The 20,607-nt window shown below is 71.3% G+C and carries 16 protein-coding genes; 6 read left to right on the top strand and 10 right to left on the bottom strand.

The window, feature by feature from the left end:
• Positions 1 to 2: 2 nt before the first annotated feature.
• On the bottom strand, positions 3 to 662 hold the full coding sequence (locus CLV56_RS12445) for an NADH-quinone oxidoreductase subunit B (RefSeq protein WP_100414903.1): 660 nt from the start codon (positions 660 to 662) through the stop codon (positions 3 to 5).
• Positions 653 to 1,027: an NADH-quinone oxidoreductase subunit A gene (locus CLV56_RS12440; RefSeq protein ID WP_039347245.1), complete on the bottom strand. Its 375-nt coding sequence runs from the start codon at positions 1,025 to 1,027 to the stop codon at positions 653 to 655. Before CLV56_RS12440 ends, CLV56_RS12445 begins: the two co-directional genes overlap by 10 nt.
• Before the next feature lie 92 nt (positions 1,028 to 1,119).
• On the opposite strand from CLV56_RS12440, the gene CLV56_RS12435 reads away from it, so the two are divergent.
• From CLV56_RS12435 to rarD, 6 genes are all read left to right on the top strand, one after another.
• On the top strand, positions 1,120 to 3,150 hold the full coding sequence (locus CLV56_RS12435) for a S8 family peptidase (protein ID WP_100414902.1): 2,031 nt from the start codon (positions 1,120 to 1,122) through the stop codon (positions 3,148 to 3,150).
• A gap of 77 nt (positions 3,151 to 3,227) precedes the next feature.
• Positions 3,228 to 3,893, top strand: coding sequence for an HAD family hydrolase (locus tag CLV56_RS12430; protein ID WP_039347248.1), 666 nt, complete (start codon positions 3,228 to 3,230; stop codon positions 3,891 to 3,893).
• 97 nt (positions 3,894 to 3,990) lie between these two features.
• Positions 3,991 to 5,595, top strand: coding sequence for a M20/M25/M40 family metallo-hydrolase (locus CLV56_RS12425; RefSeq protein ID WP_211288059.1), 1,605 nt, complete (start codon positions 3,991 to 3,993; stop codon positions 5,593 to 5,595).
• Between the two features lie 176 nt (positions 5,596 to 5,771).
• Positions 5,772 to 7,673 (top strand): 2-oxoacid:acceptor oxidoreductase subunit alpha, encoded by a 1,902-nt coding sequence (locus tag CLV56_RS12420; RefSeq protein ID WP_039356347.1) that lies wholly within the window; start codon positions 5,772 to 5,774, stop codon positions 7,671 to 7,673.
• Entirely contained in the window at positions 7,670 to 8,752 is a 1,083-nt protein-coding gene (locus tag CLV56_RS12415; RefSeq protein ID WP_039356344.1) for a 2-oxoacid:ferredoxin oxidoreductase subunit beta, read from the top strand. The genes CLV56_RS12420 and CLV56_RS12415 overlap by 4 nt, the downstream gene beginning before the upstream one ends.
• Positions 8,737 to 9,681: an EamA family transporter RarD gene (rarD, locus tag CLV56_RS12410; protein ID WP_342745035.1), complete on the top strand. Its 945-nt coding sequence runs from the start codon at positions 8,737 to 8,739 to the stop codon at positions 9,679 to 9,681. The genes CLV56_RS12415 and rarD overlap by 16 nt, the downstream gene beginning before the upstream one ends.
• Here rarD and CLV56_RS12405 read toward each other — a convergent pair.
• The 8 genes from CLV56_RS12405 to nuoI form a co-directional block, all read right to left on the bottom strand.
• Positions 9,617 to 12,349, bottom strand: coding sequence for an ATP-binding SpoIIE family protein phosphatase (locus tag CLV56_RS12405; RefSeq protein WP_100414900.1), 2,733 nt, complete (start codon positions 12,347 to 12,349; stop codon positions 9,617 to 9,619). The genes rarD and CLV56_RS12405 overlap by 65 nt on opposite strands.
• Positions 12,350 to 12,718: 369 nt before the next feature.
• Positions 12,719 to 13,714, bottom strand: coding sequence for a polyprenyl synthetase family protein (locus tag CLV56_RS12400; RefSeq protein ID WP_039356342.1), 996 nt, complete (start codon positions 13,712 to 13,714; stop codon positions 12,719 to 12,721).
• Positions 13,715 to 13,742: 28 nt separating this feature from the next.
• Entirely contained in the window at positions 13,743 to 15,371 is a 1,629-nt protein-coding gene (nuoN, locus tag CLV56_RS12395; RefSeq protein WP_245857899.1) for an NADH-quinone oxidoreductase subunit NuoN, read from the bottom strand.
• Between the two features lie 5 nt (positions 15,372 to 15,376).
• Positions 15,377 to 16,915 (bottom strand): NADH-quinone oxidoreductase subunit M, encoded by a 1,539-nt coding sequence (locus tag CLV56_RS12390; protein ID WP_039356389.1) that lies wholly within the window; start codon positions 16,913 to 16,915, stop codon positions 15,377 to 15,379.
• A 5-nt stretch (positions 16,916 to 16,920) separates the two neighbouring features.
• Positions 16,921 to 18,861 carry an NADH-quinone oxidoreductase subunit L gene (nuoL, locus tag CLV56_RS12385; RefSeq protein WP_100414899.1) on the bottom strand — a complete coding sequence of 647 codons (1,941 nt, stop codon included), beginning with the start codon at positions 18,859 to 18,861 and terminating at the stop codon, positions 16,921 to 16,923.
• Positions 18,862 to 18,871: 10 nt separating this feature from the next.
• Entirely contained in the window at positions 18,872 to 19,171 is a 300-nt protein-coding gene (gene nuoK / locus CLV56_RS12380; protein ID WP_039356340.1) for an NADH-quinone oxidoreductase subunit NuoK, read from the bottom strand.
• On the bottom strand, positions 19,168 to 20,001 hold the full coding sequence (locus tag CLV56_RS12375) for an NADH-quinone oxidoreductase subunit J (protein WP_039356337.1): 834 nt from the start codon (positions 19,999 to 20,001) through the stop codon (positions 19,168 to 19,170). Before CLV56_RS12375 ends, nuoK begins: the two co-directional genes overlap by 4 nt.
• Positions 19,998 to 20,606, bottom strand: coding sequence for an NADH-quinone oxidoreductase subunit NuoI (nuoI, locus tag CLV56_RS12370; protein ID WP_211288058.1), 609 nt, complete (start codon positions 20,604 to 20,606; stop codon positions 19,998 to 20,000). Before nuoI ends, CLV56_RS12375 begins: the two co-directional genes overlap by 4 nt.
• Between the last annotated feature and the right edge of the window lies 1 nt (position 20,607).

Below are 20,607 nucleotides of genomic sequence, written 5' to 3'. Positions count from 1 at the left end.
GCTCAGCCGCCCTGGTCGTCGGGGACGGGCGGGCGGAGCAGCGAGGAGAACGACCGGCGCAGACCGGTCCGGCCGTAGCGCTGGGCCAGGTCCTCGCCGGCGATCTTGTCCTGGAGGCGGACGATCCCCTGGAGCAGCGCCTCCGGGCGCGGCGGGCAGCCGGGCACGTACACGTCGACCGGGATGATCTGGTCCACTCCCTTCGTGACGCTGTAGGAGTCCCAGTAGGGGCCGCCGGAGTTGGCGCAGGAGCCGAACGAGATCACGTACTTCGGATCGGGCATCTGGGCGTACAGCCGCTCGATCGCCGGCGCCATCTTGTCCGTGACCGTGCCGGAGACGACCATCAGGTCGGCCTGCCGCGGGCCGGGAGCGAACGGGATCACGCCGAGCCGGATGAAGTCGTGCCGCGCCATCGAGGTCGCGATGAACTCGATCGCGCAGCAGGCGAGGCCGAAGTTGAACACCCACAGCGAGTAGCGGCGGCCCCAGTTGAGCAGATAGCGGACCGGCTTCGGGGCGAGCGCCGACCCGACGCCGAGGTCGGTGTCGGGGGCCCGACGCAAGGAGGGGACCCCGAGGTCCACGGCGCCGGCGGTGCTGAGGACCTCACCGGGCACGGGCGACGGGCCGGATGCGGACGACGGTCGGGTCACGTCCACGACAGCACCCCCTTGCGCCAGGCGTACAGCAGCCCGATCGCGATGAACCCGATGAACACCGCCATCTCCACCGCCGCCTCCCAGCCGATGTCGGCGAAGACGACCGCCCAGGGGAAGAGGAACACGGCGTCGACCGCGAAGATCACGTAGAGGAACGCGAAGACGTAGTAGCGGACGTTGCTCTGCGCCCAGCCGGAGCCGACCGGGTCGACCCCGGACTCGTACGTCAACAGCTTCGCGGGGTCGTCGACGCGGGGGCGCAGCAGGCGGTTCACCCCGAGCATCCCGGCCGCCAGCAGCACGCCGACCCCGAAGATCGCGGCGATCCCCGCGTAGCTCGCGAGGTAGTCGGGGTAGTCCGGCATGCGCCAGAGTCTAGGGGGTGCGGGACTCCTCGTGGCGAGACGCGCGTGGGGTCGGCGCCGGGGTGCACCCCGCCGTACGTCATCCTTCCGTCATGTCCTCACGCACACGCATCGTCGGCGCTGCCGCGGCCGCCCTGCTGATCGCCGGCCTGGCCCCGGCGTCCGCCGAACCCAGCCCGGACGCCGCCCGCGTCGCCGACCCTGCCCCGGCCGCCGAGACCGCCGCTGCGAAGGCCGGTGACGTCCGGGTCGACACCGACACCGCTCCCGACCAGGTCGGCGGGCTGATCGTCACCTACGACGACACCGCCGTACGGTCGGGACTGCGCACGGCCACGCGCCGGGGCGCCGCGGCCGCCGGCGTGTCGGCCGAGGACACGACGGTCGCGATCACCGACGACGTGGACGCCGTCCGGTTCGACCAGCCGGTCACGGAGGCCGAGGCCACCGAGGCCGCCGAGCAGGTCGCCGACCTCGACGGGGTCGCGTCGGTCGAGCTCGACCGGATGCGGACGATCGCGGCCGCACCCGTCCCGAACGACCCGCAGTTCAGCGCCCAGTGGAACATCCGCGGGACCTACGGCACGCACGCCAACGCCGCGTGGCCGGCGACCCGGGGACGCAGCTCCGTGGTCGTCGCGGTGATCGACACCGGCCGGTCGGCCCACCCCGACCTCGACGCGGGCACGGTGGCCGGCTACGACATGATCTCGTCCCGCACGGTTGCGCGCGACGGCAACGGCCGCGACCCGAACCCGCGCGACGAGGGCGACTGGTACGGCGCGAACGTGTGCGCCCCGAACACGCCGGCGCGGACGAGCAGCTGGCACGGGACCCACGTCGCGGGGATCGTCGCGGCCCGCACCGACAACGGCATCGGCATCGCCGGCAACGCCCCGGGCATCCGGATCCAGCACGTCCGTGCGCTGGGCCGCTGCGGCGGGTACGACTCCGACATCGCCGCGGCGATCCGGTGGGCCGCCGGCGTCAAGGTCCCGGGGACGTCCCGCAACCGGACCCCGGCCAAGGTCATCAACCTCTCGCTCGGCGGACGAGCGAACTACTGCCCGAGCACCTACCGCTCCGCGATCGCCGCGGCGCGCAGCCGGGGTGCCACGGTCGTGGTGGCGGCGGGGAACGAGAACATCAACACGGCCTCCTTCACCCCGGCGAACTGCGCGGGCGCCGTGGTGGTCGCCGCCACGAACCCCGACGGCAAGGTCGCGGCGATGGGCAACGGTGTGCCGTACTCGAACTTCGGGGCGGCCGTCGACCTCTCGGCGCCCGGTGGCGACGCGATCCTGGGTCGCGCCGTGCTCTCGACGATGAACACCAGCGACACGACGCCGGGCAACCCCACCTACGCCCAGGACGCCGGCACGAGCATGGCCGCGCCCGCGGTCTCGGCCGCGGCTGCGTTGATCCGCTCCCACGGCGCGTACTCCCCGGCGGTCGTCGAGCAGGCGCTGAAGGGCGCGGTCCGCCCGTTCCCCAGCACCTCGGGCGGGACCCGCTGCGTCCCGGCGGACTGCGGGACGGGGATCCTCGATCTGAGCCGCCTCCCGCTGTCGACGAAGGCGCCCGCGGCCCGTGGTCGTCGCGCGGTCGGAGCGACGCTCACCACCAACCGCGGCTCCTGGATCGGCGGACCGACGTCGTTCAGCTACGGCTGGACCCGGGACGGGCGCGCGATCGCCGGTGCGCGCGGCGCGCGCTACGTGATCAAGCCGTCGGACGCCGGCTCGGTCGTGCGCGCCCGCGTCGCCGGACGCCGCGGTGCGGTCGCTCCGCTGTGGCGCGCGTCGAACGGCTTCTCGGTGCCCAAGCTGGGGAGCCGGACCGGTCTGGCTGCCAAGCCGAAGCGGGCGCGCTACGGGCGTACGAAGGTCAAGCTGGTCGCCCGGGTGAAGGTCGGCGCCGGCGCCGTCAAGGGCAAGGTCGTGCTCCGCGACGGGAAGAAGAAGATCGGGAAGGCCAAGCTCAAGCGGGGCAAGGCCGTGGTGCGTCTCGGCAGCCGCAAGCTGCGCCGCGGCAAGCACCGGATCACCGCGACGTTCGTCCCCGCGAACGCCCGCAGCTACAAGCGGTCGACGTCGAAGAAGGTCGTCGTCCGGGTCCGCTGAGCCGGCGCGTGGCTCCCGGCGCGCCCGGGAGCCACGCACGGTCCGGAACGGTCGGTGGGCGGCGGTACGTTCGACGTATGGCACCCGACCTCAACCCCGTCGTGTTCGATCTCGGCAACGTGCTGATCGGCTGGGACCCGCACCCGGCGATCGCCGCCGAGGTCGGCGACGAGCGGGCGAGCCGGTTCCTCGCCGACGACGACTTCGACTTCTCCGCGTGGAACCACGCGCAGGACGCCGGGCGCGGGTGGGACGAGGCCGAGCGGGTCGCCTCGGTGGACTTCCCGCAGTACGCCGACGAGATCGTGGCCTACCGCCGGCACTTCGACGCGTCCCTGCTCGGCACGATCGACGGGACCGAGGAGATCGTCCGTGAGCTGCACGCGGCCGGCATCCGGCTCTACGCCCTGACGAACTGGTCGGCCGAGCTCTTCGGCAACGCGCTGCGCCGCTTCGACGTGCTGCACCTCTTCGACGACATCGTCGTCTCCGGTCAGGAGCGGGTCGCGAAGCCCGATCCCGCGATCTACGCCGCGCTGGCGCGGCGCGCGGGACGGCCGCTGCGCGGGATGGTGTTCGTGGACGACACCCCGCGCAACGTCGCCGCCGCCCGGGAGGCCGACCTGGACGCGGTCGTCTTCACCACCCCGGACGCCTTCCGATCCGACCTGATCGCGCGCGGCTACCCGCTCGCCCCGCACGCCCCCACGGCTCCGCTGTCGGACTTCCCGGCGAAAGCCTGAACTCCGGTGGCCCGGTACGGCCCGATCGCCTAGCGTCAGGGGCGTCCGGCGCTCTCGGGCCCGCAGGCCGGCTCTCCCGACGAAGGGTGATGCCACCGTGTCACGCAGATCATTGAGGGCGATCGGAGCCGGAGCCGCCACAGCGGCCCTGGTCGGCGCCGTCCTCGCGACGCCCCCGGCGTCCGCAGCCCCCAACAACAACTCCGTCAAGAAGCTCACCAAGGCCGTCACGCCCGAGGGGGTCCTGGAGCACCTCGAGGCCTTCCAGGACATCGCCGACGCGAACGGCGACCGAGCCGCCGGACGCCCCGGCTACGACGCGTCGGTCGACTACGTGGTCGGTCAGCTCGAGGGCGCCGGGTACGACCCCGTGGTCCAGGAGTTCGACTTCCCGTACTTCGAGGAGAACTCCGAGCTGATCCGGGTCTCCCCCGATCCGACGGACTTCGTCGACGGTGTCGACTTCCTCCGCAACAACTTCGACTCCGGCGTTCCGGAGGGGACGGCCACCGGTCCGCTCGTGCCGGTCGACGTCGTCGTACCGGCCGCGGACCTGCCAGCGAACAGCAACTCCAGCGGTTGCGAGGCGGCGGACTTCGCCGGGTTCCCCTCGGGGGCGGTGGCCCTGATGCAGCGTGGGACCTGCGGGTTCGCGGTCAAGGCGCTGAACGCCCAGGAGGCCGGCGCCTCCGCGGTGATCATCATGAACGAGGGGCAGCCGGGCCGGACCGGGCTGGTCGGGATGATCGGTGACGCGACCGGGCTCGCGATCCCGGCCGTGTTCGCCACGTCGGCCACCGGCGAGAACCTCTACTCCACTCCGGGCGCGACCGTCACCGTGACCGTCGACTACACCCAGGAGACCCGCAGCGCCTACAACGTGTTCGCCGAGACGGCGGCCGGTGACGACGGCAACGTCGTGATGGCGGGTGCCCACCTCGACAGCGTCCAGGACGGGGCCGGCATCAACGACAACGGCTCGGGCAGCGCGGCGCTGCTGGAGACGGCGATCCAGATGAAGAAGGTCAAGCCGAACAACACCGTCCGGTTCGCCTGGTGGGGCGCCGAGGAGGAGGGGCTGCTCGGGTCGGAGTACTACGTCGAGAACCTCAGCGCAGCGGAGGCCGACGACATCGCGCTCTACCTCAACTTCGACATGGTCGGGTCTCCGAACTTCATGTACGGGATCTACGACGGCGACAACTCGAGCGGGACCGCTCCGGACGGGTTCATCCCGCCGGGCTCGGCCGAGATCGAGGACGTCTTCGAGAAGTACTACGCCGACGCCGGCCTGCCCTCGCAGGACACGGAGTTCTCCGGTCGTTCGGACTACGGTCCGTTCATCGCGATCGGGATCCCCGCCGGCGGGCTGTTCACCGGCGCGGAGGGCGTGAAGACCGAGGCGGAGGCCGCGCTGTACGGCGGCGTGGCGGGAGCGTCGTACGACCCCTGCTACCACCAGCCCTGCGACAACCTCACCGGTGAGGGCCAGGACGAGGCTCTGTACGACGAGCTCGCCGAGTCCACCGAGCTCGTCGGCAACGTCAGCGTCGACGCGCTGGACGCGAACTCCGATGCGATCGCCACCGCGGTGATCACGTTCGCGTTCGACACCTCGACCGTCAACGGGGTGCGCAAGCCGGGCAAGTCGCACGGCGCAGGCAAGAGCGGGCAGGCGTTCGAGAACTCCTCCCCGAGCTGACCGACCGCGGACGGCCGGATCCCCGAACCGGGGGTCCGGCCGTCCTCATGTCTCGCACTCCGGTCAGGGGTCGTCTCGGGATTCGGGACTTCCCAGAGTGTGGAGTCGCCGGGATTCGTTGCGCGGATCGCCTAGGCTGACCGCAAGGGGTCACGTTCGAAGAGAAGGGCCAGACTGTGACCAGCGACAGCTTGAGGGTGGAGCGGCTCGATCGGGTCGTGATCCGCTTCGCCGGCGACTCCGGTGACGGCATGCAGCTCACCGGTGACCGGTTCACATCGGAGACGGCCTCGTTCGGCAACGACCTGTCGACGCTGCCGAACTTCCCGGCCGAGATCCGCGCGCCGCAGGGCACGCTCCCGGGGGTCTCGTCGTTCCAGGTGCACTTCGCCGACCACGACATCCTGACTCCCGGTGACCGGCCGGACGTGCTGGTCGCGATGAACCCCGCGGCCCTGGCCGCGAACCTCCCGGACCTGCGTCCCGGCGGCGTGGTGATCGTCGACAGTCATGACTTCACCAAGCGCAACCTCGCGAAGGCGGGCTACACGACCTCCCCGCTGGACGACGAGTCGCTGGACGACTACCGCGTCCACGCCCTCGATCTGACCGGCACCACGGTCGAGGCCGTCGCCGAGTTCGGGCTGAGTCGCAAGGACGCGGCGCGGTCGAAGAACATGTTCGCCCTCGGTCTGCTCTCGTGGATGTACGGACGCCCGACCGACGGGACGATCGACTACCTCGAGACGAAGTTCGCGAGCAAGCCCGCGATCCGCGACGCGAACGTCACGGCGTTCCGTGCCGGCTGGAACTTCGGCGAGACCACCGAGGCGTTCGCGGTCCGCTACGAGATCGCACCCGCGCCGATGCCGACCGGCCGCTACCGCAACATCACCGGCAACACCGCGCTGGCGTACGGCCTGGTCGCCGCGGGCCGGACGTCGGGTCTGCCGCTCTTCCTCGGCGCCTACCCGATCACCCCCGCCTCCGACGTGCTGCACGAGATGAGCAAGCACAAGAACTTCGGCGTCACGACGTTCCAGGCCGAGGACGAGATCGCCGCGATCGGCGCCGCGCTCGGTGCGTCGTTCGGCGGCCACCTCGGCGTCACGACCACGTCGGGCCCCGGCATCGCCCTGAAGACCGAGACGATCGGGCTCGCGGTGATGCTGGAGCTGCCGCTGCTGATCGTGGACGTCCAGCGCGGCGGGCCCTCGACGGGTCTGCCGACGAAGACGGAGCAGTCCGACCTGCTCCAGGCGATGTACGGCCGCAACGGCGAGGCGCCGGTCCCGATCGTCGCGCCGGCCTCGCCGGCCGACTGCTTCGACGCCGCCGTCGAGGCCGCCCGGATCGCCATCACCTACCGGACCCCCGTGATGCTGCTGTCCGACGGCTACCTCGCGAACGGCTCCGAGCCGTGGCAGATCCCGGACGCCTCGACGCTCCCGGCGATCGACCCGGCGTTCGCGACGGGTCCCAACCACACGACGACCCACGACGACGGGACGTCCACCGAGGAGTTCCTCCCGTACCTGCGCGATCCCGAGACGCTCGCCCGGCCGTGGGCGCCGCCGGGCGTGGCCGGTCTCGAGCACCGCATCGGCGGGATCGAGAAGGCCGACCGCACCGGCAACATCTCCTACGACCCCGACAACCACGACCGGATGGTGCGGCTGCGGCAGGCCAAGATCGACGGCATCGCGGTCCACGACCTCACCGTCGACGACCCCGACGGCCGAGCGCGGATCCTCGTGCTCGGCTGGGGATCGACGTACGGCCCGATCGGCGCCGGTGTCCGGCAGGCGCGCGAGATGGGCGTCGACGTGGCCCAGGCCCACCTGCGCCACCTCAACCCGTTCCCGGCCAACCTCGGCGAGGTCCTGCGGGCCTACGACCAGGTGATCATCCCGGAGATGAACCTCGGCCAGCTCGCCACCCTGATCCGCGCCCGCTTCCTGATCGACGCACAGAGCTACAACAAGGTCAGCGGCATGCCGTTCGGATCCGACGAGCTCGCCGAGCACATCGCCAAGGCAGCCAAGAGCCTCGACAACGCTGACGGAGGCACCCGATGAGCACCCCCACGACTCTCCCCACTCCCACGCTGGCCCGCGACGGGCTCGCCGGGATCCCGACGGCCGGCGGGCCGCAGACCGGCAAGGAGTTCTCCTCCGACCAGGAGGTCCGCTGGTGCCCGGGCTGCGGCGACTACGCCGTGCTCAAGGCCGTGCAGGGCTTCCTCCCGGACCTCGGTCTGCGTCGCGAGAACATCACGTTCGTCTCCGGCATCGGCTGCTCGAGCCGCTTCCCGTACTACCTGGACACCTACGGGCTGCACTCGATCCACGGCCGCGCGCCGGCGATCGCGACCGGACTGGCCACCGCCCGCCCGGACCAGTCGGTCTGGGTCGTCACCGGCGACGGCGACGCGCTGTCGATCGGCGGCAACCACCTGATCCACGCGATGCGCCGCAACGTCAACCTCACGATCCTGCTGTTCAACAACCGGATCTACGGTCTGACGAAGGGCCAGTACTCCCCCACCTCCGAGACCGGCAAGGTCACCAAGTCCACACCGCTGGGCTCAATCGACACCCCGTTCAACCCGATCAGCCTCGCGCTCGGGGCCGAGGCCACGTTCGTCGCGCGGACGATCGACTCGGACCGCAAGCACCTCACGGCAGTGCTGGCCGAGGCCGCCGCACACCGCGGGACGTCGCTGGTCGAGATCTACCAGAACTGCCCGATCTTCAACGACGGCGCGTTCGACGCGATCAAGGACCGCGACACCAAGGACCACGCCGTGATCCCGCTCGAGCACGGCCGGCCCGTGCGGTTCGGGCCCGACGGCGAGCACGGACTCGTGCGCGACCACGCGACGGGCACGATCGGCGTGGTCGAGGTCGCCGATGTCGACGAGACCACGCTGCTCACCCACGACGCGCACGCCGAGGACCCCTCGACCGCGTTCGCGATCAGCCGCCTCACCGACGCGGGCTACCTCAACCGCGCACCGATCGGCATCTTCCGCCAGGTGGAGCGCCCCACCTACGACGACCTCGCCCGCCAGCAGGTCACCACCGCCACGGAGGCCGGCGGGCCCGGCGACCTCCAGCAGCTGCTCGACGGCAACGACACCTGGACGGTCGCCTGACCACGCCGCGGACAACCTCGTCCGCCTCCGCCTCCGCCGAAGGGCTGGCGCTGGGCGCCGGCGCGTACCTGCTGTGGGGCCTGGTCCCGATCTACTGGCCCCTGCTGGAGCCGGCGTCGGCTCTGGAGATCCTGGCGCACCGGGTCGTGTGGTCGCTCGTCACCGTGACCGTGCTGCTCGCGGTGCTCCGCCGCTGGCGCCACGCGCTCGCGGTCACCCGTGAGCCACGCCGGCTCGCGTACGTGGTGGTCGGCGCCGTCGCCGTGGCGATCAACTGGGGCACGTTCATCTACGCGGTGAACTCCGACCGCGTCGTCGAGGCGTCGCTGGGCTACTTCATCAACCCGCTGGTCACGATCGCGTTCGGTGTGGTCTTCCTGCGGGAGCGGCTCCGCCGGGCCCAGTGGATCGGCCTGTCGATCGCGTTCGCGGCCGTCGTCGAGCTGACCTGGGAGTACGGCCACCTGCCCGTGATCGCGCTGACGCTCGCGTTCTCCTTCGGCGTGTACGGGCTGATGAAGAAGCGGGCGTCGATCGGGTCGGTCGAAGGTCTCGCCATCGAGACGGTGGCGTTGCTGCCCGTCGCGGTCGCCTACCTCGCGTACCTCGCGCTGGCGGGCGACTCGACGTTCGGCTCCGACGGGGTCGGGCACGCGCTGCTGCTCGCGTCGACCGGGCTCGTCACGGCGGTCCCGCTCCTGCTCTTCGGGGCGGCGGCGACCCGCCTGTCGATGACCGCGCTCGGGCTGATCCAGTACCTGGCGCCGATCCTCCAGTTCGCCTTCGGGGTCCTGGTGTTCCACGAGGCGATGTCGACGGGCCGCTGGGTCGGGTTCGTGCTCGTCTGGATCGCGCTCGTCGTGATCACGGTCGATGCGACCCGGCATCGGCGGCGTGTGCTGCGCGAGGCCGCGGCGTCAGTGGTGTGACGCAGACCGTCGCGCGGATCCGCGACCCGTCCGGACCCGACCGGATCCGTACGTCGTCGCTCAGCGACCGGACCATGTAGAGCCCGCGGCCTCCCTCGGACCCGGCAACCGGGAGGACGTACCCCCGGGTCGGGAGGAGTGCGTCTCCAGGCCCGTCGTCGAGGACGTCGACCACCACGGCGACCTCGGCGAGCTCCACGGTGAGTGCGACCTCGGTCCGCGCGGCGCGCAGCGCGTTGGCGAGGAGCTCGGCCGCCACGGTCACCGGGTCGCCGCTGTCGTACCCGTGGTCGCGCAGGAAGCCGCCGAGCTCCGAGCGCACCCGCCGCAGCTCGTGCTCGGCGTCGGCCGGCAGCACCCACCGCGAGCGGCCGGCCGAGACCGTGACCCGTTCGCGGCGCAGCACGAGGGCGAGCGCGTCGTCGCGGCGTGCCGCGCCCTCGAGCGAGCGCTCGACGAGTGCGTCCGAGAGCTCCTTCACCGACGCGTCGGCCGCCTCGGCGGCGATCCGCCCGAGCTCGTCCATCCCGGCCACGATGTCCTTGCCGGCTTCGACCAGCCCGTCGGTGTAGAGGATGAGCGACTCCTCCGGCGCGAGCCGGGTGTGCGCCACCTCGATGCTGCCGACACCCGGCCAGCCGATCGCCCCGCCACGTCCGGCGACCTGCCGCAGGCGGCCACCGGGGCCGACCACCAGCGGCGGCGGGTGCCCGCCGGTCGCGACCCGCAGGTCCCCGGTGGCAGGGTCGACCCGGACGACCACCGCGGTTGCCACGAGCTCGGACTCCTGAGCGCCGAGCAGCTCGTCGGCGCGCTCGATCAGCCGCTCCAGCGGCGTGCCCTCGACGGCGACGAACCGCAGCGTGTGGATCACCGTGAGCGCGTCGCGGGTCGCGGTCACACCGTGGCCGAGCACGTCCACGACGGCGACGTGCAACGACCCGTCGGGCAGGACGTGCCAGTCGAACAGGTCGCCGCCGGTGGGTGACGCCGCGTCGGAGGCGACGTAGGCGACCGCGATGTCCAACCCGGACACCCCGGGCGGCTCCGGCGCCACGGCCTGCTGGAGGTGGTCCACCACGAGGCGCTGCGCTGCCTGGACCTCGAGGAGCTGGGCGAACTGCGACCGCAGCTCGTGGTACTCCGAGGCCGGGGTGATGTCACGGGCGATCACGACCAGCTGCGGAGACCCGGCCGGCGCCTCGCCCCGCGTCGCGGTGATCGACAGCCGGCGGTCGACACCGTCGGCTCGCGTGATGATCAGCTCGCGCGGGAACGGGTACGTCCGTCCCCAGATCGACAGGTCGATCCGGGCGCCGTTCGAGGTCCGGGCGACCAGGCGCTGCTGGAGGTCGCGCGTCCCCAGCACCTCGGCGGCGCTGAGCCCGGTGATCCGTTCGCAGGCAGGGTTCCACGTGGTGACCTCGCCGGTCGCGGCCATGGTCGCGATCCCGTCGGACGTCGACCGCAGGATGTCGGCCAGCGCGCGCTCGTTCTCGACCACCTTCGCGATCGCCCAGCCCCGGGCGAGGGTGTGCGCCGTCTGCCGGGCCAAGGTCTCGAGCACGGCCAGCTGGGACTGCTCGGTCGCGTCGCTCGGCGCCAGGTCGAACAGCGTCACGTGACCGATCACCACCCCGTCGACCTCCATCGGGGCGCTGAGCAGCCCGGACCAACCCTGCTCGGCCATCAGGCGCGCGAGCGCGGAGTTGTCGGTGACCCGGGCCCGTTGGACCCGACCCGAGCGCAGCAGACGTCGGTCGATCGGACCGGACGGCTCCGGACCGGCGTACGGGACGTCGCGCTGGTCGACGTGCGAGATGGCCCGCCCGTCCTCCTGACGCACCACCACCTCGGCCGCCCGGGCCTCGAACCGGCGCCGGATCTCGCCGAGGAACGGACCGATCGCCGTCGCGGTGTCGACGGGGTCGGACAGCACTCGCCCGGCCTCGCTGAGCACCTCGACGCGCTGCTGGTCGGCGTAGGCGACCGTGTAGGCACGGGCGGTCCCCCACAGCAGCAGCAACGGGACGGGCACCAGGACGACCGCCAGGGGCGAGCCTTCGATCGCGAACACGAACAGCAGGCCGAAGAGCGTGTTGGCCACCCAGTGGATGAGCGCCGAGAACCACAGGTAGCGCCACCCCGGGAGGGTGTAGGGCCAGCTGGGGACGGTCGCGACCGCGCGGGTGAGCGCGACGCAGGTGAGGTTGACGAGCACCACGACCGCGAGCGCCCCCGTCAGCGCCGCGACGCTCCGCACCGTCAGGACCGGCTCGACCTCGAGCACCCCCGCGGCCACGGCGCCGCACGCCGCCGACAGCGTCCACCGACCGAGGCTCAGCAGCCCGGTGAGGATGGCGCCTCCCCGCAGCGCGACCAGCTGGGCTACGGCGACGGCGGCGACGGTGCCCGGCACGCCGTACCCGTAGAGCACCGGCGCGATCACCGACGTGATCAGGGTGAAGCGGACCTTGTACGAGCCGCCGCGCACGTCGATCTGGAAGACCTCCGCGGCCGCGAGCGCGACGACCAGCACGGGCAGGCACGCCCAGGGCAGGCGCATGTCGGGCGCGAAGTCGTAGAACTGGTCGGCCACGACGATGCCCGCGGTCGCGCCGAGGAACAGGACCACGAGCGCGCCCAGCGCGACATCCGTCCTCCGCATCCTCACGGCTCGTCCTCCCGATGGCGGGTCGTGCGGCCCAGTATGCTCCCTCGGCGGTCCTCGCTGGTCGTGCTCGGCGAAACCGGCGCGTGGGTTCTCGATCGGGGCTCGTCCCTCACCCCGCCTCGAACACCGGGATCCGAGCGGAGCGTGGGTTCTCGATCGGGGCTCGTCCCTCACCCCGCCTCGAACACCGGGATCCGAGCGGAGCGTAGGTTCTCGATCGGGGCTCGTCCCCCACCCCGCCTCGAACACCGGGATCCGAGCGGCGCGTGGGTTCTCGATCGGGGCTCGTCCCTCACCCCGCCTCGAACACCGGGATCCTTCCCGCTGGTCGAGGCGCGAGCGGAGCGAGCGATCGAGACCCGCTCAGCCCAGGCGGTCGACCACGCGGTCGCACAGCGACGCCAGCGCGGCGCGGGCCGGGACGTCGGCCAGCCCGTCGAGCAGCGCACGCGCCTCGTCGGCCTCCTGACGCACGAGCGCGCGGGCGCGGTCCAGCGCCGGGTTCGCGCGCAGGAGCGTGAGGGCCTCGGCGTGCTCGGCGTCGTCGGTGATCGGACCCGCGAGCAGCTCGAGCAGGCGGGCGTCCTCGGGCCGCGCCTCGGCCTGGACCAGCAGCGTCGCCAGCGTCGGGACGCCCTCGCGCAGGTCGGTGCCCGGGGTCTTGCCGGAGTCGGCGCTCTCGCTCGCGATGTCGATCACGTCGTCGGCGAGCTGGAACGCGACGCCGATCCGCTCTCCGAACTCCGTCAGCGCCTCGACCACCGCGGTCGGGGCGCCGCTGGTCATCGCACCGAAGCGCGCCGCGGTGGCGACCAGCGAGCCGGTCTTGTCGGCGACGACGTCGAGGTAGTGCCGCAGCCGGTCCTGGCCCTCGCGCGGGCCGATCGTCTCGTGGATCTGACCGTGCACGAGCCGCTGGAACGTCTCGGCCTGGATCCGGACGGCGTCCGGTCCGAGGTCGGCGACCACCCGCGACGCGACGGCGAAGAGGTAGTCGCCGGTCAGGATCGCGATCGAGTTGTCCCAGCGCGCGTTCGCGGAGGCGGCGCCGCGTCGCAGCGCGGCCTCGTCCATCACGTCGTCGTGGTAGAGCGTCGCCAAGTGGGTCAGCTCGATCACGACCGCCGCGGGGGCGATGTCGGACGCGCCGGCGTCGCCGAACTCCGCGGCCAGCAGCACGAGCAGCGGCCGGAACCGCTTGCCGCCGGCAGCCAGCAGATGGCCGGCAGCCTCGTCGATGAAGCCGTCGTCGTCGTGGACCGCGGCGACGAGCTGCTTCTCCACCTCGTCGAGGCGCACCCGCAGCCGGGCCTCGAGGTCAGGATCGGCCTCGGCGACACCGGAGGTGAAGGACGGCACGGGGACAGCTCCTCGGTCGAGCGACAGGTCAGCGGACGAAGACGCCGGCCTGCTGCACGAGCTCGAGCACCGGACCGGGAACCACGCCCAACACGATTGTGACAGCCACCGCCACGACGACGACCGACGAGGTCAGCAGGCTGGGCACGGCGACCGTCGGGCCCTCCCCCTGCGGCTCGGCGAAGAACATCAGCACGACGACCCGGATGTAGAAGAACAGCGCGATCACCGAGGCGACGACGCCGCACACCGCGAGCGGCCACGCGTCGCCGCTCCAGGCCGCGGCGAACACCGACCACTTGCCGATGAACCCACCGGTCAGCGGGATGCCCGCGAACGACAGCAGGAAGATCGCGAACGCGCTCGCCAGCAGTGGCGACTCCTTGCCGAGCCCGGCCCAGCGACCCAGGTGGGTCGCCTCACCGCCGGCGTCGCGGACCAAGGTGACCACCGCGAACGCACCGATCACCGCGAAGCCGTACGCCGTGAGGTAGAACAGCACGGCCGACACGCTGGTGAGGCCCGCCGCCGACGCCCCCTCGTACGCCCCGGCGAAACCGACGAGCAGGAAGCCGGCGTGGGCGATCGAGGAGTACGCGAGCATCCGCTTCACGTCGGTCTGCGCGATGGTCACGATCGCGCCGAAGAACATCGTCACGATCGCGATGCCCCAGATCATCGGCGCCCAGTCCCAGCGGGCTCCGCCGAAGGCGACGAAGAAGATCCGGAGCATGATCACGAACGCCGCGACCTTCGTGCCCGCGGCCATGAACGCCGTCACCGGCGTGGGTGCGCCCTGGTAGACGTCCGGTGTCCAGGCGTGGAACGGCACCGCGGCGACCTTGAAGAGCAGCCCGACGGCGATCAGGGCCATCCCGGCCAGCAGCAGGTTGCTGCTCCCGATCTGCGAGGAGACCGCCGCATCGATCTCGGCGAGGTTGAACGACCCGGCGTAGCCGTAGGTCAGCGCGATCCCGTACAGGAAGAACGCCGAGGAGAACGCGCCGAGCAGGAAGTACTTCATGGCGGCTTCCTGGCTCAGCAGCCGGCGACGACGCGCGAGCCCGCACAGGACGTACAGCGGCAGGCTCAGCACCTCGAGCGCGATGAACGCGCCGATCAGGTCGTTGGCGCAGGCGAAGTACATCATCCCGCCGAGCGCGAACAGCGCCAGCGGGAAGACCTCGCCGTGCTCGATCCGCATCTGCGTGACCTTGCGCTCGTCGGAGCTGCCGGGCGCCGCGGCCGCCTGGCCGGTGAACGCGCTCAGGCCGCTGTCGAGGCGCCGCTCGGAGAACAGCATGACGCCCAGCAGCCCGAAGACCAGCAGGAGTCCCCAGGTGAAGACCGCCGGACCGTCGACGGCGATCGCGCCGGCGGCGGTGATCTCGCCACGGGCGGTGACGTCGCCGTCGCCGACGGGGTCCAGCCCGGTCGCGATCCAGACCGTGGTCGCGAACGCCGCGACGATGCCGAGCGCAGCGACGACGGCCTGGACGGTGAAGCGCCGGTGGCGCGGGAGCGCCGCCTCGAGCGCCACGCCGACCACGGCGGTGCCGAGCACCACCAGGATCGGGGCGATCGCGGCGTAGTGGATCGACGGGGACTCGACCGTCGTCGCCGCCTGGACGGTCGTCGCCAGGTCGCTGGCCAGCACGGTCCTCACTCGGAGCTCCCCTCAGCGTTCGGGACGGACGTCGCCGCCGGCTCGGGGTCGGTGACCCCGACGTGCTCCAGCGTCTGCTCGACGGCCGGGTTGACCGCGTCGAGGATCGGCTGCGGGAAGAACCCGAACCCGATCAGGAGCACGACCACCGGAGCGAGGGCGACGATCTCGCGCGGCACCAGGTCGGTGACCGACCGGTTGTCGTCGCGCAGCGGGCCGGTCATCGTCCGCTGGTACATCAGCAGGATGTAGAGCGCCGCCAGGACGATGCCGATCGTCGCGATCACCGCGGCCGCACCGTAGCGGGTGAACGTCCCCGCCAGGACCATGAACTCGCCGACGAACGTCGACAGGCCCGGCAGGGACAGCGACGCGAGACCGACGATCAGCAGGAAGCCGGCCGCGACCGGTGCCACCTTCTGGACGCCGCCGAAGTCGGAGATCCGCGCCGAGCCGCGCCGCTTGATCAGGAAGCCCGCCACCAGGAAGAGACCGGCGGTCGCGATCCCGTGGTTGAACATGTAGAACGTCGAGCCCGACGCCGACTGGGTCGTCAGCGCGAAGATCCCGAGCACGATGAAGCCGAAGTGCGAGACCGACGTGAACGCGATCAGGCGCATCATGTCGTCCTGGCCGATCGCGAGCAGCGCGCCGTAGACGACGCTGACGACGGCGAGCGTCACCACGACCGGGCTCGCCCACTCGGAAGCCTCGGGGAACAGCTCGAGGCAGAACCGGATCATGCCGAAGGTCCCGAGCTTGTCGAGCACGCTGACCAGCAGCACCGACGTCCCCGGCGTCGCCGACGACGCCGCGTCGGGCAGCCACGAGTGCAGCGGCACCATCGGCGCCTTGACGGCGAAGGCGAGGAAGAAGCCCAGGAACAGCCAGCGGCCCTCCGTGACGCCGATGTCGAGGCCGGTCAGGTCGCTCAGCAGGAACGACGGGTCGCCCTGGCTGTTCGACAGCGCCCACAGCCCGATCACCGAGGCGAGCATGAGCAGCCCGCCGGCGAGCGAGTACATCAGGAACTTCACCGCGGCGTACGAGCGCCGCGCACCGCCGAAGCCGCCGATCAGGAAGTACGCGGGGATCAGCACCGCCTCGAAGAGCACGTAGAAGAGGAACACGTCGGTCGCGGCGAACACGCCGATCACGAGCCCCTCGAGCGCGAGCATCAGGGCGAAGAAGGTGCTGACGCGCCAGCGGGCGTCGTCGGCGTCGTGCCAGCTCGCCACGATCACGATCGGGACCAGCACGGCCGTCATCAGGATCAGCGTGAGGCCGATGCCGTCGACGCCGAGCGCATAGCTGATGCCGAGCGGCTCGATCCAGGCGTGCTGCTCGGTGAGCTGGTAGCCGCCGTCGCCGGTGTCGAACTGCGTGAGCATCAGCAGCGCGAGCACGAGGTTCGCGAGCGAGAAGCCCAGGGCGGTCCAGCGGGCGGCACCGGCACGCGCGCCGGGGATCGCCGCGACCACGAGCGCGCCCACGAGCGGCAGCGCCAGCAGCATGGTCAGCCAGGGCATGGACATGTCGTTCACGCGAGAGTCACCGCCAGAAGGGCCAGGACGACGATCAACGCGCCGCCGAAGATCTCCGCCGCGTACTGGCGGACGAAACCGGTCTGCAGCCTGCGCAGCCCGCGGGCGCCGTCACCGACGAGCTCGGCGGCACCCTGCACGCTGCCGTCGACCCCTCGGCCGTCGACGTAGACCAGCGAACGGGTGAGGTACTGACCGGGTCGCATGAACACCGCCTCGTTGAACGCGTCGCCGTACAGGTCGGCGCGGCCGGCCCGGGTGAGGACCGAGACCTGCTGCGGCGCCGTGTCCGGGATCGGGTTGCGGGCGAAGAGCAGGTAGGCCACCGCGACACCGACCGCGACCGTCGCCAGGATGATCAGCGTGAGCACGATCGCCGGGACGGCGAGCTCGTGGTGCTCCTCGCCGGTCACCGGCTCCAGCCAGTCGACGATCCAGTCGTTGAAGATCAGGGCGCCGCCGATGAACGACAGCACACCGAGCACCATGAGCGGGATCGTCATCACCAGCGGCGACTCGTGCGGGTGGACGTCCTCGCGCCACCGCTTGTCGCCGAAGTAGGTCATGATCATCAGCCGCGTCATGTAGAACGCGGTCACGCCCGCGCCGACCAGCGCCGCGAGCCCCGCCCAGAGGTTGGTCCCGAACGCCGCCTCGATGATGTGGTCCTTCGAGAAGAAGCCTGCGAACGGCGGGAAGCCGATGATCGCGAGGTAGCCGGCCGCGAACGTGACGAACGTGATCGGCAGCGCCTTGCGCAGCGCGCCGTAGTGACGCATGTCGACGTCGTCGTCCATCGCGTGCATCACCGAGCCGGCGCCGAGGAACATGTTCGCCTTGAAGAACCCGTGCGTCAGCAGGTGGAAGATCGCGAACGCGTACCCGGCCGGCCCGAGGCCCGCGGCGAGGATCATGTAGCCGATCTGGCTCATGGTCGAGCCGGCGAGCGCCTTCTTGATGTCGTCCTTCGCGCAGCCGATCCAGGCGCCGAAGAGCAGCGTCACCGCACCGACGATCATCACCGCGGTCCGTGCGGACTCCGAGAGGTCGTAGATCGCCGAGGACCGCACGATCAGGTAGACGCCCGCGGTGACCATCGTCGCCGCGTGGATCAGCGCCGAGACCGGGGTCGGGCCCTCCATCGCGTCCAGCAGCCAGGACTGGAGCGGCACCTGTGCCGACTTGCCGCAGGCCGCGAGCAGCAGGAGCAGGCCGAGCGCGGTCGCCACGCCGGACGACACGCTCTGGACGCTCTCGCCGACCGCGTGGATGTCGGTGGTGCCGAGCTGCGCGAACATCAGCATGATCGCCAGCGCCATCCCCATGTCACCGACACGGTTGACGATGAAGGCCTTCTTGGCGGCGACGGCCGCGGAGTTCTTGTGCTGCCAGAACCCGATCAGGAGGTACGAGGCGAGACCCACGCCCTCCCAGCCGAGGAAGAGCACCAGGTAGTCGCCGGCGAGCACCAGGGTGAGCATCGCGGCGACGAACAGGTTGAGGAACGCGAAGAACCGGCGACGGCGCTCGTCGTGGGCCATGTAGCCGATCGAGTAGAGGTGGATCAGCGACCCGACCCCGGTGATCAGCAGGACGAACAACGCCGCGAGCTGGTCGTAGTAGACGCTCATCGAGACGTCGAAGTCACCGATCTGGATCCACGTCCACAGCTCGTCGGTGACAGCCCGCTCGGACGCGTCCCGCCCGAGCAGCGCGATGAACGCCAGCAGGCCGATCACGAACGACACGATCGGTGCCAGCGTGCCGATCAGGTGGCCCACCCGGTCCAGGGCGCGACCCGAGACCAGGAGCAGGGCAGCGCTCAACGCCGGGATCGCGACCGCGAGCCAGAGCAGGGAGAACACCCCGTCCGCAGCGACCGGGGTCACCTCGGTGTGGTCGGCGGCAGCCAGCACCACGCCGGACAGACTCGTCATCGAGGCCCCCTCAGAGCTTCAGCAGGCTGGCGTCGTCGACCGAGGCCGAGCGACGCGTACGGAAGATGGACACGATGATCGCCAGCCCGACGACCACCTCGGCGGCGGCGACCACCATCACGAAGAAGGCGGCGACCTGGCCGTCGAGGTTGCCGTGCGCCCGGGCGAACGTCACGAACGCGAGGTTGGTGGCGTTCAGCATCAGCTCGACGCACATGAACACGACGATCGCGTTGCGTCGCAGCAGCACGCCGAACGCACCGATCGTGAACAGCAGGGCCGACAGGCCGATGAACGGCTCGACGCTCACCGCTCGTCCTCCTCACGCTCGGGCCCGGCCGACGAGTCCGTCGGGCCGGGCTCGATCACACCGCGCTCGCCGCCGACCGGGTCGTCGGACGCGAGCCGGCGCAGGGTCAGCGCCACGTCGCGGTCGAAGACGCCGTCGCGGACGGCGCCGCGGTCGCGCAGCACCTTCGACGTGGACTCCGGCGCGGCCGAGCCGTCCGGCAGCAGGGCCGGCACGTCGACCGCGTTGTGCCGGGCGAAGACACCGGGGGTCGGCAGGTTGCCGGGGTGCGTGCCGTCGTCGGCGTAGCGCTGCATCCGCTCGAGCGCGAGGTCCTTCTGCGTCCGCTTCGGCTCGAGCCGCTCGCGGTGGGCGAGCACCATCGCACCGAGCACGGCCGTGATCAGCAGGGCCGCGGTGGCCTCGAGCGCGAACACGTACGGGCTGAAGAGCAGGTCGGCGATCGCCTGGACGTTGCCGCCCTCGTTCGCGGCGTCGAGCCCGACGGCCGGAGCGACCGCGGTCTGGGCGACCACGACGACCGCGACCACACCGAACAGCACGGCGAGCAGGATCGCGACGAGCCGCTGGCCCTTGAGGGTCTCGACGAGCGAGTCGGTCTTGTCGACGCCGACCAGCATGAGCACGAACAGGAACAGCATCATGATCGCGCCGGTGTAGACGATGATCTGCACCGCGAACAGGAACGGCGCGTCCTGCATCGCGTACATCATCGCGAGCCCGATCATCACGACGGCGAGCATCAGCGCCGAGTGCACGGCCTTGCGCGCCACCACCATGCCGACCGCCGCGACCACGACGATCGGGGCGAGGAGCCAGAACGCGGTCACCGCTCCCCCTCGCCGTCGAGCCCGCCGCGCCGCGCCGCCGCGAACGCGTCGAGCGTCTCGGACTCCTCGGTCGGACTCGATCCGGCAGCGACCGTGGCGCCGCCGCGGTAGTAGTCGCGCTCGGTCTCACCGAGCAGCATCGGGTGCGGCGGCGTCTCCATCCCCGGCAGCAGCGGCGCGAGCAGGTCCGACTTCTCGTAGATCAGCGCCTCGCGGCTGTCGTCGGCCAGCTCGTACTCGTTGGTCATCGTGAGCGCACGCGTCGGGCACGCCTCGATGCACAGGCCGCACAGGATGCAGCGCAGGTAGTTGATCTGGTAGACGCGGCCGTACCGCTCGCCCGGGGAGAAGCGCTCCTCGTCGGTGTTCGAGGCGCCCTCGACGTAGATCGCGTCCGCCGGGCACGCCCAGGCGCACAGCTCGCAGCCGATGCACTTCTCCAGACCGTCCGGCCAGCGGTTCAGCTGGTGGCGGCCGTGGAAACGCGGCGCCGTCGGCTTCTTCTCGAACGGGTACTGGACCGTCACGGGCTTGCGGAACATCGTGCGGAACGTGACGCCGAAGCCGGCGACCGGGTCCCACAGCCGTTCCTTCATCGTCGCCATG

The organism is Mumia flava (assembly GCF_002797495.1).
Taxonomy (GTDB): Bacteria; Actinomycetota; Actinomycetes; order Propionibacteriales; family Nocardioidaceae; genus Mumia; species Mumia flava.
The sequence above is the reverse complement of the archived record's forward strand: the minus strand, read 5'-3'. Positions and strand labels throughout refer to the sequence as shown.